14 protein-coding genes are annotated in these 15,772 nt (G+C 59.2%); 8 read left to right on the top strand and 6 right to left on the bottom strand.

Annotation, left to right across the window (positions count from 1 at the left end):
- The first annotated feature begins 32 nt into the window (after positions 1 to 32).
- Genes CMQ96_RS07500 through CMQ96_RS07490 form a run of 3 tightly spaced genes read left to right on the top strand, consistent with a single transcriptional unit; the run spans position 33 to position 4,183 of the window.
- Positions 33 to 2,273, top strand: a complete 2,241-nt coding sequence (locus tag CMQ96_RS07500; RefSeq protein ID WP_049088813.1) for a TonB-dependent receptor — start codon at positions 33 to 35, stop codon at positions 2,271 to 2,273.
- A gap of 19 nt (positions 2,274 to 2,292) precedes the next feature.
- Positions 2,293 to 2,940, top strand: a complete 648-nt coding sequence (locus CMQ96_RS07495; protein WP_098066504.1) for a MotA/TolQ/ExbB proton channel family protein — start codon at positions 2,293 to 2,295, stop codon at positions 2,938 to 2,940.
- Positions 2,933 to 4,183: a phospholipase D-like domain-containing protein gene (locus CMQ96_RS07490; RefSeq protein WP_049088814.1), complete on the top strand. Its 1,251-nt coding sequence runs from the start codon at positions 2,933 to 2,935 to the stop codon at positions 4,181 to 4,183. The genes CMQ96_RS07495 and CMQ96_RS07490 overlap by 8 nt, the downstream gene beginning before the upstream one ends.
- A 74-nt stretch (positions 4,184 to 4,257) precedes the next feature.
- Here CMQ96_RS07490 and copA read toward each other — a convergent pair whose 3' ends face one another.
- Positions 4,258 to 6,759 (bottom strand): copper-exporting P-type ATPase CopA, encoded by a 2,502-nt coding sequence (gene copA / locus CMQ96_RS07485; RefSeq protein WP_049085214.1) that lies wholly within the window; start codon positions 6,757 to 6,759, stop codon positions 4,258 to 4,260.
- A 105-nt stretch (positions 6,760 to 6,864) separates the two neighbouring features.
- Between copA and cueR the strand changes: the two genes are divergently transcribed.
- Positions 6,865 to 7,275, top strand: a complete 411-nt coding sequence (gene cueR, locus CMQ96_RS07480; protein WP_004129970.1) for a Cu(I)-responsive transcriptional regulator — start codon at positions 6,865 to 6,867, stop codon at positions 7,273 to 7,275.
- On the opposite strand, the gene CMQ96_RS07475 is transcribed toward cueR, so the two are convergent.
- Together CMQ96_RS07475 and CMQ96_RS07470 are read right to left on the bottom strand one after the other, a co-directional pair.
- On the bottom strand, positions 7,272 to 7,736 hold the full coding sequence (locus tag CMQ96_RS07475; RefSeq protein WP_049085213.1) for an NfeD family protein: 465 nt from the start codon (positions 7,734 to 7,736) through the stop codon (positions 7,272 to 7,274). The genes cueR and CMQ96_RS07475 overlap by 4 nt on opposite strands.
- Positions 7,733 to 8,650 carry an SPFH domain-containing protein gene (locus tag CMQ96_RS07470; RefSeq protein WP_024359008.1) on the bottom strand — a complete coding sequence of 306 codons (918 nt, stop codon included), beginning with the start codon at positions 8,648 to 8,650 and terminating at the stop codon, positions 7,733 to 7,735. The genes CMQ96_RS07475 and CMQ96_RS07470 overlap by 4 nt, the downstream gene beginning before the upstream one ends.
- 136 nt (positions 8,651 to 8,786) lie before the next feature.
- On the opposite strand from CMQ96_RS07470, the gene fetA reads away from it, so the two are divergent.
- Positions 8,787 to 9,467 (top strand): iron ABC transporter ATP-binding protein FetA, encoded by a 681-nt coding sequence (fetA, locus tag CMQ96_RS07465; protein WP_024359007.1) that lies wholly within the window; start codon positions 8,787 to 8,789, stop codon positions 9,465 to 9,467.
- A complete protein-coding gene (gene fetB, locus CMQ96_RS07460) occupies positions 9,454 to 10,236 on the top strand; it encodes an iron export ABC transporter permease subunit FetB (protein ID WP_098066502.1) in 783 nt (260 codons plus the stop codon). The genes fetA and fetB overlap by 14 nt, the downstream gene beginning before the upstream one ends.
- Positions 10,237 to 10,332: 96 nt before the next feature.
- Here fetB and CMQ96_RS07455 read toward each other — a convergent pair whose 3' ends face one another.
- The 3 genes from CMQ96_RS07455 to tesA all read right to left on the bottom strand — a co-directional run bounded on the left by CMQ96_RS07455 (position 10,333) and on the right by tesA (position 12,674).
- Positions 10,333 to 11,187, bottom strand: a complete 855-nt coding sequence (locus tag CMQ96_RS07455; protein ID WP_004137910.1) for a co-chaperone YbbN — start codon at positions 11,185 to 11,187, stop codon at positions 10,333 to 10,335.
- 61 nt (positions 11,188 to 11,248) lie between these two features.
- Positions 11,249 to 12,058 carry an SDR family oxidoreductase gene (locus CMQ96_RS07450; protein WP_162685301.1) on the bottom strand — a complete coding sequence of 270 codons (810 nt, stop codon included), beginning with the start codon at positions 12,056 to 12,058 and terminating at the stop codon, positions 11,249 to 11,251.
- Complete coding sequence (tesA, locus tag CMQ96_RS07445) at positions 12,048 to 12,674, bottom strand: multifunctional acyl-CoA thioesterase I/protease I/lysophospholipase L1 (protein ID WP_098066568.1); 627 nt, start codon at positions 12,672 to 12,674, stop codon at positions 12,048 to 12,050. Before tesA ends, CMQ96_RS07450 begins: the two co-directional genes overlap by 11 nt.
- Here tesA and ybbA point away from each other — a divergent pair.
- Together ybbA and ybbP are read left to right on the top strand one after the other, a co-directional pair.
- Positions 12,642 to 13,328, top strand: a complete 687-nt coding sequence (gene ybbA, locus CMQ96_RS07440) for a putative ABC transporter ATP-binding protein YbbA (protein ID WP_024359143.1) — start codon at positions 12,642 to 12,644, stop codon at positions 13,326 to 13,328. The genes tesA and ybbA overlap by 33 nt on opposite strands.
- Positions 13,325 to 15,742: a putative ABC transporter permease subunit YbbP gene (gene ybbP / locus CMQ96_RS07435; RefSeq protein ID WP_024359005.1), complete on the top strand. Its 2,418-nt coding sequence runs from the start codon at positions 13,325 to 13,327 to the stop codon at positions 15,740 to 15,742. The genes ybbA and ybbP overlap by 4 nt, the downstream gene beginning before the upstream one ends.
- The last annotated feature ends 30 nt before the right edge of the window (positions 15,743 to 15,772 follow it).

The raw sequence follows: 15,772 nt of genomic DNA, 5'->3' as shown, positions 1-15,772 counted from the left end.
CTAATTAATCATTTGTTTTTACAGGAAAAGAAATGAAAAACTTTAATTATTCTGGGATTGCGTTAGCCGTGGTGTCGGCCCTGTTATCGGGGGCCTCGCTGGCGGCGGAAAGCAGCGACGTGGGGGAGATTAACGTTAAGGGGCAATCGCTCGGCGGCGGTCTGATGGTGCAGGAAGACAGCGGCAAAGCGCGTTCCACCCTGACCAAAGAGGCGATGGAAAAAGCCCCCGGCGCCAGCAACGCTATCGACATGCTGAAATATACGCCGGGAATGAACGTCAACAGCAATGACGCCAGCGGCCTGAGCGGTATCGACTACACCATGCGCGGGATGAACTCGGATCAGATCGGCCTGTCGATGGACGGCATCCCGATTAACGACTCGGGCAACTATGCTGTCTACCCCAACCTGCTGGGCGACGCGGAAAACCTTGAGCAGATCTTTGTCACCCAAGGCTCTTCCGAGGCTGACGGCCCGCATATTGGTTCCAGCGGCGGTAATATTGGCCTTGTGACAAAGCGTCCCTCAAAGGAGTTTGGCGGCTTCGTCAAACAAACGCTCGGCAGCCATAACCTCAGCAAAACTTTCGCTCGTCTGGAGACCGGGGAGTACAACGGTTTTAGCAACTGGCTCTCGTACTCGCATACTGAAGCCAAAAAATGGCGCGGGGAGGGGCGTAATTATTCCGATAAGTTCGAAATGAACTCGCTGTACGAGGATGGCAACGGCAACAGTAGCAACCTGATCATGAAGTATAACCGTCAGGATAACAGCAACTATAATACCCTGAGTAAAGCGCAGTTCGAAGAAGACCCGCGTCAGGACTACTCGACCACCCAGGTCTACAACAGCAAAGGTCAACTGAGCAAATATTACAAGCTGAACCGTAATCCGTTTGAAACCTTCACCCTCTCTTTTAGCCAGCGCTTACAGCTGCGCGATAACCTCGCGTTGACCGTTCAGCCCTATTACTACTGGGGTAACGGCGGCAGCTTTACCGGACAAACGGCCTCGGTGCTGTCCAATACGTCTGATACCGCCGGACAGTACGATCTCAGCAACCTGACTTCCAATACCTACTACCGGCCTTCGTGGACCCAGACCTGGCGGCCGGGCGTTACCACGAAATTGAAGTGGGATATTAACGACGAACACAGCCTGGATATTGGCTACTGGTACGAGCGCGCGCGTCAGTCGCAGACCCAGCCGTTTATTAGCATTCAGGACGATGGCAACCCGGCGAACGTTTCCGGCAAACCGGGTGGTTCCGATCAGGTTAAAGATGCGAACGGCAATACGGTACAGGGGCGTAACCAGTACACGGTGACTCCTGCGCACAAAGTATGGCTTCAGGACAGCTGGTTCGTGACGCCAGACTGGACGCTGGTGGGCGGGCTGGCTTATCAGTATGTAGAACGTAAAGGCGATAATAAAGGCAGCCTGTATAGCGCTGCGGAAAAACGCCAGGCGACCTACCATGAATTCCTGCCGAACTTTAGCATCAGCTATAAGCCGGATAGCGAAAATCAGCTGTTCTATAACCTGACGCGCAACATGCGTACGCCACCCAACTACGTGCTCTACAACGTCGGCGATTCGATCAGCACCAAACCTGAGCTGAGCTGGAACCACGAGCTGGGCTGGCGTTTTCAGCGCGAAGATATGCTGCTGAGCGCGACGCTCTTCTATATGCGCTATACCGACCGGCAGATTTCGACCACCAATGCGGATGGTGACTACGAAATGATGAACATCGGCAGCGTGGAGAGTAAAGGTCTGGAGCTGGAGTGGAGCGGTAAGCTGCCGTACAACTTCAACTACTACACCTCTTATACCTACACCCATTCCGAACAAAAAGACGACATTGTGAGCAACGGCGGACATCCGCTGCCAACAGCGGGCAAAACGGTGCCAAACGTACCGAAAAACATGCTTAACGCGTCGCTGGGCTATGACGATGGTCTCTACTACGGCAGCTTCGGCGGCAAATACGTCAGTTCGTTCTACGGCGATTTGACCAACGACGAAAAAATCGGCGGGCGCACGGTCTTTGATGTCGCCGCGGGCGTGCATCTGCCGGTGGATAAAAAGATTGTCAAAAGTGCCACCCTGCGCTTTGGCATCGATAACCTGTTCGATAAACAGTACCTGACCTCCGTCCGCTCGACGACTTTTAACGCGGCGGCTTACGACGGCGTGAAGGCCAGTACCCCGTACTACAACGTTGGCGAAGAGCGCACCTTTAGCGTCTCGCTGGAAGCAACCTTTTAATTAACCGGAGGGCACTCTGATGGATGCCAATCTGATTCACGATATTATTTTCTACGTTATGTACGCCGCGCTGGCGATCGCCGTGGTGATACTGGTTGAACGCGGCCTCTATTTTTCGTGGGCCCAGCGTCAGGCTTTGCGCTTTGAAAAGGCGCTGACGCCGGACGTTCGTCGCGCGTCGGATCTGCCAGAATCGCTGACCGGCCGCAGTAGCCTCCCGCTGACCCTCATTCTGCCGGTGCTGGAGAAAAAGCAGACGGCGGAAGACCGTGAGGCGATGAGCGATCTGATCGACGCTCAGTATCTGCTCAGCAAACCGCAGATGTCGCGTGGGCTGTGGATGCTTGAAACCGTTGTCACCGCCGCGCCGCTGCTGGGCCTGCTGGGGACGATCCTCGGTATTATGGATACCTTTAAGGCCCTTTCCGCCTCCGGCGTCTCCGATGCCAGCATGGTTTCTGCGGGTATGGGGACCGCCCTGTATGCCACCGGCCTGGGCATTGCGATTGCGCTGCTGTGCCTGGTGGGCAATAACTATTTGCAAAGCCGCATGGAGCGAATCAACGAACTGCTGAAGGTGCTGCTGATCCGCGCCGGCAGCCCGGTCAGCCGTCCGGTGCAGGGCGGCAAACGCTGGGAAGGCCACGAGGCGCAGCGCTATGCCTGAACATGGTCAATGCGGGTGGCCGGCAGGCTGCCTGATGAGCGCGCTGGCGGGGAGCTGGATGCTGTTAAGCCAGCCGGTATGGGCGGCGTTCTCTATACCCGGCTACGAGCTGGTGTATAACGCGCCGCAGGAAACCACCTTACAGGATAATGATTTACGTCATGCCGCCGAAGTCTGGCAGCAGATGTTCGATGCGGCGCGCAGCCATATCGATCTGGCGCAGTTTTATGTGGCGAATGAAAAAGGCTCTCTGCTGGATGGGGTTCTGGCACGTCTGCGGGCCGCCGGGGAGCGTGGAGTAAAAATTCGTTTTCTGATGGAGGAGAAGGGCGTGGGCCTTTCAACGCCGGAAACGCTGACGGCCCTGAAAGCGATCCCGAACCTGGAATTGCGGGTGATTCCGTTCCATCGGCTGACCGGCGGTATTGTTCACGCCAAGTATCTGCTGGTGGATGGCAAAGAGGCTTTTGTCGGTAGCCAGAATTTTGACTGGCGCGCGCTGGAACAGATCCAGGAGACCGGTCTGCGCATCAGCGATCCGCAAACGGTGCAGCAGATTCAGGCTATTTTCGATCAGGACTGGCAGGCGCAAGCTCTGCTGGCGGAGAGTAAGCCGGTACCGAAGCCGGCGCGGCAGGCGGTAGCGTCGGCCCCGCAGGGCAATTATCTGGTTGCCAGCCCGCGCGATTATAACCCGAGCGGGGTGATTGATTCGCAGGTGGCGCTGCCGCAGCTGCTGGCGAGCGCCAAATCGCGGATCCGGGTGCAGGTGATGGACTATGCGCCGCTGGCGTGGGGAGAAAAGGGGAGCCGGCCCTTTTATGCGCCCATTGATAACGCCCTGCGCAGCGCGGCGGCCCGCGGCGTACAGGTGGAGCTGATGGTGGCGAACTGGAACCTGAAAAAGCCGGAGGTATTCTGGCTGAAGAGTCTCTCTCTGGTGCCAAACGTTCAGCTAAAAGTGGTGACCATACCTCCCGCCAGCCGAGGGTTTATCCCCTTTGCCAGGGTGGTACACAGTAAGCTGATGACCATCGACGGTACGACGGCGTGGGTCGGAACCAGCAACTGGAGCGGAGGCTATTTCGATAACTCACGTAACCTTGAGCTGGTGCTGAATAATGCGTCGATGGCCGCGCGCGTGGACGCGCTTTACAGCCAGCTGTGGAATAGCCGCTATGCGGCACCGATCAAGGTCGATTTTGATTATCCGGTTCCGCATCCTGGCCGTGAGTTCGAATAGATAAATCGGCTGAGGCTTCCCCTCTCCCGAAGGGGGAGAGGGGAAACCTGTTTTCGCCCTCGTCAGAGGCTGCCTTATGCTTTGGGCTTAAAGCGCAGCAGACGGTTGGCGTTGCTCACGACGGTAATCGAAGAGAGCGCCATGGCCGCGCCCGCTACCACCGGGTTGAGCAGCGTTCCGGTCAGCGGCCACAGGATCCCGGCGGCAATCGGAATGCCCAGCGAGTTATAAACAAACGCCCCCAGCAGGTTCTGCTTCATATTACGCAGCGTGGCCTTAGCGATTTCCAGCGCATCGGCGACGCCGTTCAGGCTATGGCGCATCAGGGTGATAGCCGCCGTTTCAATGGCGACATCGCTGCCGCCGCCCATGGCGATGCCCACATCGGCCTGCGCCAGCGCGGGCGCATCGTTGATACCGTCGCCGATCATCGCCACCTGGTGCCCCTGGCTTTGCAGGCGTTTAATCACATCGGCTTTACCGTCCGGCAGCACTCCGGCAATCACCTCATCAATGCCCGCCTCTTTGGCGATAGCGTTGGCGGTGGTGGGGTTATCTCCGGTCAGCATCACCAGCCGATAGCCCTGGCGGTGCAGCCTGGCTAATGCCGCCACGCTATCTTCGCGCAGCGGATCGCGGATGGCGAACAGCGCCGCCGCCTGACCATCCACCGCCAGCAGTACCGGCGTCGCGCCCTGTGACGCCTGGGCGGTCATTTCGTCTTCTATTTCAGCCGTTGCAATCTTGTGCTCATTCAGCAGCGCCTGGTTACCGAGCAGCAGACGGTGGCCTTCGGCTTCGCCGCTGACGCCCAGCCCGCGCAGCGTGCGGAAATTATCTACCGCAGGCAGGCGTTGGTCTGCGGCTTTGTCGAGGATGGCGCGCGCCAGCGGGTGACTGGAGCCTTGCTCCAGAGACGCCGCCAGGCGCAGAGCGGCGGATTCATCCATAGCGGTAAAGGTTTTTATCGCCACCACCTGCGGTTTACCCTCGGTGAGGGTACCGGTTTTATCAAAGACCAGCGTATCGAGGGTGCTGGCGCGCTGCAGCGCATCGGCGTCGCGCACCAGTACCCCGAACTCCGCTGCGCGGCCCACGCCTGAGATAATCGACATCGGCGTCGCCAGCCCCAGGGCGCACGGACAGGCGATAATCAGCACCGTGGTGGCGATCACCAGGGTGTAGACAATTTGCGGCGCCGGGCCAAAAAAGTACCAGATTGCGGCGCTGAACAGGGCTATCGCCACGACCGCCGGGACGAACACGGCGGAGATTTTGTCCGCCAGCTGGCCGATTTCAGGTTTACTGCTCTGCGCCTGGCGCACCATACGGATAATGCGCGCCAGCGTGGTTTGGCTGCCGACGGCGCTGGCGGTAAACAGCACGCTGCCGTCCTGCACCACGGTCCCGGCATGAACGGCGTCGCCGTCGCCTTTTTGCTGCGGCACCGGTTCGCCGGTGAGCATCGCTTCATCGAACCAGGCTTCGCCCTGGCTAATGACCCCGTCGACCGGTACGCGATCGCCGGTGGTCAGACGCAGGGTCATTCCCGCCTGAACCTCCGCCAGCGGCAGATCTTTTTCGCCTTCGTCGGTGACCACCCGCGCTGACGGCGGGGTTAAATCGAGTAGTTTTTCCAGCGCTTTCGAAGAGCGCTGGCGCGCGCGGGCTTCCAGCATATGGCCGAGGTTAATCAGACCGATAATCATCGCGCTGGCTTCATAATAGAGGTGGCGTGCTTCCATCGGAAACCACTGCGGCCACAGATTGACGCTCATCGAGTAGAGCCAGGCGACGCCGGTACCCAGCGCCACCAGCGTATCCATTGTCGCGGTGCCGTTCTTCAGGCTTTTCCACGCGCTGCGGTAGAAATGGCCACCGGCAAACACCATCACCGCCAGCGTGACAACACCGATAGCCAGCCACAGGGAGCGGTTATCATCGCTGACCATCATGTTGTCGCCGATCATCCCCCAGCCCATGACCGGGATACCGACCAGCAGGGCGACGATCGCCTGCCAGCGGAAGCGCTTCATGGTGGCGACAGCGGTTTCCTGCTGACGCTCGCGGCGTTCGAGGTCGTCTTCGATGGCTTCCGCGCCGTAGCCCGCTTTCTCTACGGCCTGGACTAATTCTGCGGCGGACGCGCTGCCCATCACCAGCGCAGTGCGTTCCGCCAGGTTAACCCGCGCCTGTGAGACCCCCGGTACCGCCGCAAGCGCGTTTTGTACCCGAGAAACACAGCTGGCGCAGCTCATGCCGTTGATCAACAGCTGCTGGCTGTCATCTTCGTCACGGGCTGCCGGAAGCTCAGTGGTGGCCGCTGTCAGCGCTTCCGGCGGGATTGATGATTCTGCCAGCGGTTTAGCCTTTGGGTGGCTGAGCTCCGCGCCGTATCCGGCCTGTTTAATGGTCTCAATCAGCGCTTCCGCGCTGGCGCTGCCCGTCACGTGAGCTTCGGTAACGGTCACTTCCGCCTGCTCAACGTCGGGACGCTGTTCCAGGCTCTCTTTTACCCGTTTAACGCAGTGGCCGCAGGAGAGGCCATCAAGCGCAAGGTCGATAGTGTTAGACATAAATAACTCCTGAATAATTTCCGGTTAATGATTGACCGAACACACTCTTTCATCGAGTATTAGCAAGGTTAAACCTTCCAGCAAGGGGAAGGTCAAGGGGGAAAGATGAATATTAGCGATGTGGCGAAAAAAACCGGTTTAACCAGTAAAGCGATCCGTTTTTACGAAGAGAAGGGGCTGGTGACGCCGCCGCTGCGTAGCGAAAATGGCTACCGCAGCTACAGCCAGCAGCATCTGGATGAACTGACCCTGCTGCGCCAGGCGCGCCAGGTGGGGTTTAATCTGGAAGAGTGCCGTGAGCTGATATTTCTGTTTAACGATCCGTCGCGGCACAGTGCTGACGTGAAACGCCGGACGCTGGAGAAAGTGGCGGACATTGAGCGCCATATCAGCGAGCTGCAGGGGATGCGCGCACATCTGCTGGCGCTGGCGGACTCCTGCCCCGGCGATGACAGCGCGGATTGCCCGATCATCGATAATCTTTCGGGCTGCTGTCACCGCAAAGCGCAGGCTTAACGCCCGGCGGGGAGCTCCCTGACCCGCAGGGTAATCCCCTCAACGGCGACCACTTCAATCTTGCTGCCCGCCGCGAGGTCTTCATCGGCAATGACCGGCCATGAACTATCACCCACGCGGACGTGTCCGCGACCGTTAACCAGCGCCGTTTCCAGCGTAAAGCGGCGGCCAAGCAGCTGCTGCCCGCGCTGATTAAGCTGAGCGTCCGCCGGCTTCTGGCGCTTAACGCGGTTACGCAGCCAGCGCGACCATAGCCAGGCCGCCAGCAGAGTCAGGACGGCAAACAGCGTGCCCTGCCACTCCCAGCTCAGCGGCAGCATCCAGACCAGCAGCCCGGTTACGACGCCGGCAATGCCGCTCCACAGCAGATAACCGTTGCCGCCGAGCATTTCCGCCGCCAGCAGCAGTCCGCCGAGGCTGAGCCAGAAAATATGCGGGTGGGCGAGAATTAGCGCGATCATGATTTTTTCTGCGCGCCGGCGCCTTCTTTAAGCAGCTCGCCGATCCCGGCGATGGAGCCCATCAGGCTGCTGGCGTCGAGCGGCATCAGCACCACTTTACTGTTGCTGGCCGCGCCAATTTGCTGCAGCGCATCGGTATATTTCTGCGCGACAAAGTAGTTGATGGCCTGAATGTCGCCGGAGGCGATAGCGGATGAGACCATCTGCGTAGCGCGCGCTTCCGCTTCCGCGGAACGTTCGCGCGCCTCTGCCTGTAAAAACGCCGACTGACGCTCGCCTTCGGCTTTGAGGATCTGCGACTGCTTCTCGCCCTCGGCTTTTAAAATTTCCGCCTGACGTATCCCTTCGGCCTCAAGAATATAGGCGCGCTTGGTTCGCTCGGCTTTCATCTGGGCGTTCATTGAGGCGATAAGCTCCGCTGGCGGACGCACATCGCGGATCTCAACGCGGGTAATTTTGATCCCCCACGGGTTGGTCGCTTCATCGACGATATGCAGCAGGCGGGTGTTGATGCTGTCGCGCTGGGAGAGCATTTCGTCCAGCTCCATGGAGCCCAGCACGGTACGAATATTAGTCATGGTCAGGTTGATGATCGCCAGCTCGAGGTTGCTGACTTCATAGGCGGCCTTCGGCGCGTCGATGACCTGAATAAAGCACACCGCATCAATGGTGACGTTGGCGTTATCGCGCGAAATCACCTCCTGCGAAGGGATATCGAGCACCTGCTCCATCATATTAATTTTGCGCCCGATACGATCCATAAAGGGCACCACCAGGCTCATACCCGGCTGCAGCGTTTGCGTATAGCGGCCAAAGCGCTCTACCGTCCACTGGTAGCCCTGAGGAACAATTTTTACCGCCGCTCCGACGATAACCAGCGCGACGAAAATAAGAATGGGGATAAAAATCAGCATCAAAAACCTCCTGTCTTGTTGCCTGTTGATGCGCCGGAAGAGCGGCGCGCGTTTAACCAGAGTATATCTTTCCGCGCATCCGGGTGAAAGAAAAGTGGAGTAAACTAGAGGCGTTGTCGAAAAACTGGGAATAATAATGACCGAAAGTAACGCTATTTTGCGCCTGGAGAACGTGGGTTTTCAGGCCGATGGGGTGACCATCCTTAATGAGATTAATTTTCAGCTCAGAGCAGGGGAATTTAAGCTGATTACCGGCCCTTCCGGCTGCGGAAAAAGCACGTTATTAAAAATAATCGCTTCGCTGCAAAGCCCCACCTCGGGGAGCATTTTCTTCGCCGGTAAAGATATTAATGACTTAACGCCGGAAACCTATCGCCAGCAGGTTTCCTACTGCGCGCAAACCCCGGCGCTGTTCGGCGATTCGGTGTATGACAACCTGATCTTCCCGTGGCAGATCCGTCAAAAACAGCCGGATCCTAAGGCGCTGGTGGCCGATCTTGCCCGCTTCGGTCTGGCGAAAAATACGCTGGAAAAATCCATTAACGAGCTGTCTGGCGGGGAAAAGCAGCGCGTTTCATTGATTCGCAATCTGCAGTTTTTACCGCAGGTGCTGCTGCTCGATGAAATAACCAGCGCGCTGGACGAGAGCAATAAAAAAAATGTGAATGAGATTATTCACCGCTATGCGAGCGAAAAAAATATCGCCGTTCTGTGGGTCACTCACGATAGCAATGAAATTGCCCATGCGGATGAAGTGATTACGCTCCAGCCTGCCGGCGGCAAAGCGCAGGAGGAGCAAAAAAATGAACGGGCATAATATTACCAACGAGTCGCTGGCGTTATCCATGGTTCTGGTGCTGGTGGCGATTGTGGTCAGCTACCGGGAAAAGCTGGCGCTGGAAAAAGATATTATCTGGAGTATCTGCCGGGCGATTGTGCAGCTGATTATCGTCGGCTACGTGCTGAAATATATCTTTAACGTTAATCACGCCGTGCTGACGCTGCTGATGGTGCTGTTTATCTGCTTTAACGCGGCGTGGAATGCGAAAAAACGCAGCAAATATATCGATAAAGCCTTTGTTTCTTCATTTATCGCGATAACCACCGGCGCCGGGTTAACCCTGGCGGTGCTGGTTTTTTCCGGGTCGATTGCTTTTGTGCCGATGCAGGTCATTCCAATCGCCGGGATGGTGGCCGGCAACGCGATGGTGGCGGTCGGGCTGTGCTACAACAATATGGTGCAGCGGTTTAGCAGCGAGCAGCAGCAGATTCAGGAGAAGCTGAGCCTGGGCGCAACGCCGAAGATGGCTTCCGCGAGGCTGATCCGCGATAGCATTCGCGCCGCGCTGATCCCGACGGTGGATTCGGCGAAAACGGTAGGGTTGGTGAGCCTGCCGGGGATGATGTCGGGGCTGATTTTCGCCGGGATTGATCCGGTAAAAGCGATTAAGTATCAGATTATGGTGACGTTCATGCTGCTCTCTACCGCCAGTCTGTCAACGATTATCGCCGGGTATCTGACCTACCTGAAGTTCTTTAACGCTCGCCATCAGCTGGTGGTGACGCAGCTGAAAAAACGGGCATAAGCGTTTCCCGGGTTGCGGCGTAAACGCCTTACCCGGGCTACAAGATCATCCAGTCTGTAGTCCGGCTACGCGCAGCGCGAGCCGGGTTTTTTGCGATTAATAAAGCAGAGAGTAGAGCTGGCGGCGGTACTTCGCGGCCAGCGCGTCGCCGGTGCCCAACGCGGAGAGGATCTCCTGGAGCATCTTGCGCACTTCGCCGTTTCCGGCGCCTAAATCTTTTTGTAGATGGCTGAACAGCAGCGCCAGCGCCTCTTCGTTACGCCCTACCTGATGCAGCTGTAATGCCAGCTGGGAGGCCAGCGCCGCGTCTTGCGGGTTTTGCTCTACCTGCTGCTGCAGCTGCTGAATTTCCGGCGTGTCGGCGGCTTTTTTCAGCAGCTCGATCTGCGCCACCAGCCCCTGATAGCGCGTATCCTGATCCTGCAGCGGCACGGCTTTCAGCACGGTTTCCGCTTCATCGGAACGGTGCAGGGCAATCAGCGTTTCCGCCAGCAGCAGGCCAATCTGGCTCTCCTGGTTCGACAGCTGCCAGGCGTCTTTCAGCAGCGGCAGGGCTTCGGCATAGTTCTCTTCCTCCATCAGCGCCAGCGCCTGCTGCGCCTTGAGTTCTTCTTCGCGCGGCAGGAACTTATCCAGCAGCGCGCGCACCGCTTCTTCCGGCTGCGGGCCTTCGAAGCCGTCGACCGGCTGACCGTTCTGGAACAGGTAAACCGTAGGGATAGCGCGCAAGCCAAACTGCGAAGCCAGCATTTGTTCGGCATCGCAGTCAACCTTAGCAAGGGTAAACAGACCGTTGTACTGGGCGGCCAGGCTCTCCAGCACCGGCGTCAGCTGCTCGCAATGTTGGCTGCGCGCGGACCAGAAATAGAACAGCACCGGCGTCGCTGCGGACTGCTGCAGCGTCTGGTGTAGGTTAGCTTCGGTAATATTGACAATATTCTGTGCGGACATGAGCGAGTCTCTTTAGTCGATACTTGTATAGATATATGGGGGCGACGGCAGGCGCTTCAACTTAGCCCTGGATAATTTTGTCCATCGCGCGGGTCGGCAGCAGGCGTTTCAGCAGGGCGACCGCGTGCGTCACCAGGGTTACCGGGTAGCGCAGCTTCGGTTTATCGCTGACAAAAGCATGGCGCACTTTTTCCACCACCGCTTCCGGTCCGAGAGTAAAGCGGGCGGCAATGCCGGGGTTTTCCACCGGCTTATCGGCCTGGGTCTGGTTAACGTTGTTGGTGAAACGGGTGCGGATGGGGCCCGGCTCAATCAGGCTGACCTTAATACCGCTGTGGCGCAGCTCCATGCGCAGCGCGTCGGACCAGGCCTCCAGCGCGTATTTACTCGCGGCATAGGCGCCACGGCCGGGGCTGGAGATGATCCCCATCACCGATGAGGTCATCACGATACGCCCCTCGCCGTGCGGCTCCATGGCCGGAAGCAGCAGCATCGTTAGCTGATGGGCGCCGAAAAAGTTGGCGGAAAACTGCTGCTCCATCTGCTGGCGGCTGATGGTCGGCAGCGGGCCGTAGACGCCGTAGCCCGCGTTGTTAAACAGGCCATACAGGCGGTTATCGGTCAGGGCAATCACCTCGGCGGCGGCGCGTTCAACGCTCTGCGGATCGTCAAGATCCAACAGAACACCGCTCAGCCCCAGTTCGTGCATCCGCGCGACATCTTCTGCTTTGCGGCAGGCGGCCAGCACGTTAAAGCCCTGGCGCTTTAAATCCAGGGCGCTTTCAAGACCAATTCCGCTGGAACATCCTGTAACTAAAACCGATTTTTGCATAACTTTACCTGCGAATGACTCGCTGTTATCAGGAGTCATGATTAACTAAGGGAGCCAAACGCGTCGCCATCCAGTCGGCGATAAACGGCTGGGCGTCTCGATTGGGGTGAATTCCATCGTCCTGCATCCACTGCGGTTTCAGATAAACCTCTTCCATAAAAAAGGGCAGCAGAGGAATATCAAACTCTTTGGCCAGTGCCGGATAGATTGCGCTAAAGGCTTCATTATAACGGCGGCCATAGTTGGCGGGCAGGCGAATTTGCATCAGCAGCGGCTGGGCATTCGCCGCTTTGATATGCTCAAGAATGGTACGCAGCGTCTGCTCCGTCTGCTGCGGGGGGAAACCGCGCAGTCCATCGTTACCGCCGAGCTCCACCAGCACCCAGCGCGGCTGGTGCTGCTTAAGCAGCGCCGGAAGCCTTGCCAGCCCCTGCTGCGAGGTATCGCCGCTGATGCTGGCGTTCACCACCGGCGTTTTGGTCTGCCACTTATCGTTAAGCAGCGCAGGCCAGGCGGTATTGCCCGCCATACGATAACCGGCGCTCAGACTGTCGCCGAGAACCAACAGCGTGTCGGCCGCCATCGCGCGGCAGGTAAACAGGACCAGAAACAGGAAAGGCAAATGCCAGCGGAAAACATACTTGAAGTTCATCATCTTAAGAAATCCGTCGGTCAGGGTGAGCATCAGCTGTCCATCCTTACCGGAGTTGAGCTGGTTGTCAAACAAGGGCAAACCATCGCCCTGATTGGCGAGTCGGGGTCCGGTAAATCGACGCTGCTGGCGATCCTGGCCGGGCTGGACGACGGCAGCAGCGGAGAAGTCTCGCTGCTTGGCAAGCCGCTGCATCAGATGGACGAAGAGGCGCGGGCGAAGCTGCGCGCAAAGCATGTCGGCTTTGTGTTTCAATCCTTTATGCTGATACCCACCCTCAATGCGCTGGAAAACGTCGAGCTTCCGGCGCTGCTGCGCGGCGAAAGCGACAGCCAGAGCCGCGGCAGCGCCCGGGCCCTGCTGGAGCAGCTGGGGCTGGGTAAACGCCTGCATCACCTGCCGGTGCAGCTTTCCGGCGGCGAGCAGCAGCGGGTCGCGCTGGCGCGCGCGTTTAACGGCCGCCCGGAGCTGCTGTTTGCCGATGAACCCACCGGCAACCTCGACCGTCATACCGGAGATAAAATTGCCGATCTGCTGTTTTCGCTTAACCGCGAGCACGGCACCACGCTGATCCTCGTCACCCACGATCCGCTGCTGGCGGCGCGCTGCGACCGGCGGCTGCGGCTGGTAGATGGCCAGCTGCGGGAGGAAGCATGATTGCCCGCTGGTTCTGGCGCGAATGGCGCTCGCCGTCGCTGCTGATTGTCTGGCTGGCGCTAAGCCTGGCGGTGGCCTGCGTGCTGGCGCTGGGCTCGATAAGCGACCGCATGGAGAAAGGACTCAGCCAGCAGAGCCGGGAATTTATGGCTGGCGACCGCACGCTGCGCAGCTCACGCGAAGTCCCTGGCGCATGGATTGACGAAGCGCGTCGCCTTGGCTTAACCGTCGGCGAACAGCTGGGCTTCGCCACCATGACCTTTTCCGGCGATACGCCGCAGCTGGCGGACGTCAAAGCGGTTGACGAGCGTTATCCGCTGTATGGTCAGCTGCAGACCCAGCCGCCGGGGCTGAAGCCGCACGCCGGGACCGTGCTGCTGGCGCCGCGATTAATGGCGCTGCTGAATCTGAAAACCGGCGACACTATTGATGTCGGCGACGCTACGCTGCGCATTGCCGGCGAGGTGATTCAGGAGCCGGATGCCGGCTTTAACCCCTTCCAGATGGCGCCGCGGCTGATGATGAACACCGCCGACGTGGCGAAAACCGGCGCGGTACAGCCAGGCAGCCGCGTTTCCTGGCGCTATAAGTTCGCCGGAACCCCGCAGCAGCTGGCGGATTATGAAAAATGGCTGCTGCCGAAGCTGGGGCCGGAACATCGCTGGATCGGCCTGGAGCAGGACGACAGCGCGCTGGGCAAATCGCTGGAACGCTCGCAGCAGTTTTTACTGCTGTCGGCGTTGTTAACGCTGCTGCTGGCGGTCGCCGCGGTGGCGGTGGCGATGAGCCATTACTGCCGCAGCCGTTACGATCTGGTGGCGATCCTCAAAACCCTCGGCGCCGGGCGGGCGCAGCTGCGCAAGCTGATTGTCGGCCAGTGGCTGATGCTGCTGGCGATGGCGGTGGTTGCCGGCGGGGCGATGGGCGTCGGGCTAGAAAATATTCTGCTGGTGATGCTTAAACCGGTGCTCCCGGCGGCGTTGCCGGCGGCGAGCGGCTGGCCGTGGCTGTGGGCGATCGGCGCGATGGTGGTGATTTCCCTGCTGGTCGGGCTGCGACCCTATCGACTGCTGCTGGCGACCCTGCCGCTGCGAGTGCTGCGCCAGGATGTTGTCGCTAATGTCTGGCCGCTTAAGTTCTATATTCCCGTGGTGTGCTTGGTCGTGGTGGCGCTGCTGGCGCTGCTGATGGGCGGCAGCCCTCTGCTATGGGCGGTGCTGGCGGGCGCCGTGGTGCTGGCGCTGGTGTGCGGCCTGGCGGGATGGGGCGTTCTGTGGCTGCTGAAGCGTTTGACGTTAAAAGCGCTGCCGCTGCGCCTGGCGGTGAATCGTCTGCTGCGTCAGCCGTGGTCGACCCTGAGCCAGCTGGCGGCCTTTTCGCTGTCGTTTATGCTGCTGGCCCTGCTGCTGGTGCTGCGCGGCGATCTGCTCGATCGCTGGCAGCAGCAGCTGCCGCCGGAAAGTCCTAACTACTTTCTGATCAACATCGCCCCGGAGCAGGTGGTGCCGGTGAAAACCTTCCTTGCCGAACATCAGACCCGCGCCACCGAGTTCTATCCCATCGTGCGCGCCCGCCTGACGCAAATCAACGGCCAGGCGACGGAAGGCAATAAAGATGAAGCCCTGAACCGCGAGCTTAACCTCACCTGGAGCCGCGAGCGGCCTGATCATAATCCGCTGGTGGCCGGAACCTGGCCGCCGAAAGCGGGCGAGGTCTCGATTGAAGAGGGGCTGGCGCAGCGGCTGGGCGTCAAGCTCGGCGATAGCGTGACGTTTACCGGGGATACCCAGGACTTTAGCGCGAAAGTGTCCAGCGTGCGCAAAGTTGACTGGGAGAGCCTGCGGCCAAACTTCTTCTTTATCTTCCCGCAGGGGGCGCTCGACGGGCAGCCGCAAAGCTGGCTCACCAGCTTCCGCTGGGATAACGGCAACGGGATGCTAACGCAGCTCAACCGCGAATTCCCCACCGTCAGCCTGCTGGATATCGGCGCGATTTTGCAGCAGATTGGCCAGGTGCTGACACAGGTAAGCCGCGCCCTTGAGGTGATGGTGATTCTGGTCACCGCCTGCGGCGTGTTGCTGCTGTTGGCGCAGGTGCAGGTCGGGATGCGCCAGCGTTATCAGGAACTGGTGGTCTGGCGCACGCTGGGGGCCGGTAAGTCTCTGCTGCGCACCACGCTGTGGGCGGAGTTCGCCCTGCTGGGCGTGGTGTCAGGCGTGGTGGCGGCGATTGGCGCAGAGGTAGCGCTGGCGCTGCTGCAAAGCAAAATCTTTGACTTCCCGTGGTCTCCGGACTGGCGGCTATGGGTGATGCTGCCGCTGTGCGGGGCGATACTGCTGTCGCTGTGCGGCGGCTGGCTGGGGCTGCGTTTGCTGAAAGGGAAGGCGCTGTTCCGCCAGTTTAGTCAGGGATAGCGTGAGTGATGTAGCCCGGGTAAGGCGTCA

Source organism: Klebsiella sp. MBT K-1, from assembly GCF_002556465.1.
Classification (GTDB): Bacteria; Pseudomonadota; Gammaproteobacteria; order Enterobacterales; family Enterobacteriaceae; genus Klebsiella; species Klebsiella grimontii.
The sequence above is the reverse complement of the archived record's forward strand: the minus strand, read 5'-3'. Positions and strand labels throughout refer to the sequence as shown.

Excerpts from the sequence above, each read along its gene's own strand:
- CMQ96_RS07475 (WP_049085213.1), bottom strand. The coding sequence starts at position 7,736 with ATGATCGCGCTAATTCTCGCCCACCCGCATATTTTCTGGCTCAGCCTC.
- CMQ96_RS07455 (WP_004137910.1), bottom strand. The coding sequence starts at position 11,187 with ATGTCCGCACAGAATATTGTCAATATTACCGAAGCTAACCTACACCAG.
- fetA (WP_024359007.1), top strand. The coding sequence starts at position 8,787 with ATGACCGAAAGTAACGCTATTTTGCGCCTGGAGAACGTGGGTTTTCAG.
- CMQ96_RS07450 (WP_162685301.1), bottom strand. The coding sequence starts at position 12,058 with ATGACTCCTGATAACAGCGAGTCATTCGCAGGTAAAGTTATGCAAAAA.
- fetB (WP_098066502.1), top strand. The coding sequence starts at position 9,454 with ATGAACGGGCATAATATTACCAACGAGTCGCTGGCGTTATCCATGGTT.
- ybbP (WP_024359005.1), top strand. The coding sequence starts at position 13,325 with ATGATTGCCCGCTGGTTCTGGCGCGAATGGCGCTCGCCGTCGCTGCTG.
- CMQ96_RS07470 (WP_024359008.1), bottom strand. The coding sequence starts at position 8,650 with ATGCTGATTTTTATCCCCATTCTTATTTTCGTCGCGCTGGTTATCGTC.
- copA (WP_049085214.1), bottom strand. The coding sequence starts at position 6,759 with ATGTCTAACACTATCGACCTTGCGCTTGATGGCCTCTCCTGCGGCCAC.
- tesA (WP_098066568.1), bottom strand. The coding sequence starts at position 12,674 with ATGATGAACTTCAAGTATGTTTTCCGCTGGCATTTGCCTTTCCTGTTT.
- CMQ96_RS07490 (WP_049088814.1), top strand. The coding sequence starts at position 2,933 with ATGCCTGAACATGGTCAATGCGGGTGGCCGGCAGGCTGCCTGATGAGC.
- cueR (WP_004129970.1), top strand. The coding sequence starts at position 6,865 with ATGAATATTAGCGATGTGGCGAAAAAAACCGGTTTAACCAGTAAAGCG.
- ybbA (WP_024359143.1), top strand. The coding sequence starts at position 12,642 with ATGCCAGCGGAAAACATACTTGAAGTTCATCATCTTAAGAAATCCGTC.
- CMQ96_RS07495 (WP_098066504.1), top strand. The coding sequence starts at position 2,293 with ATGGATGCCAATCTGATTCACGATATTATTTTCTACGTTATGTACGCC.
- CMQ96_RS07500 (WP_049088813.1), top strand. The coding sequence starts at position 33 with ATGAAAAACTTTAATTATTCTGGGATTGCGTTAGCCGTGGTGTCGGCC.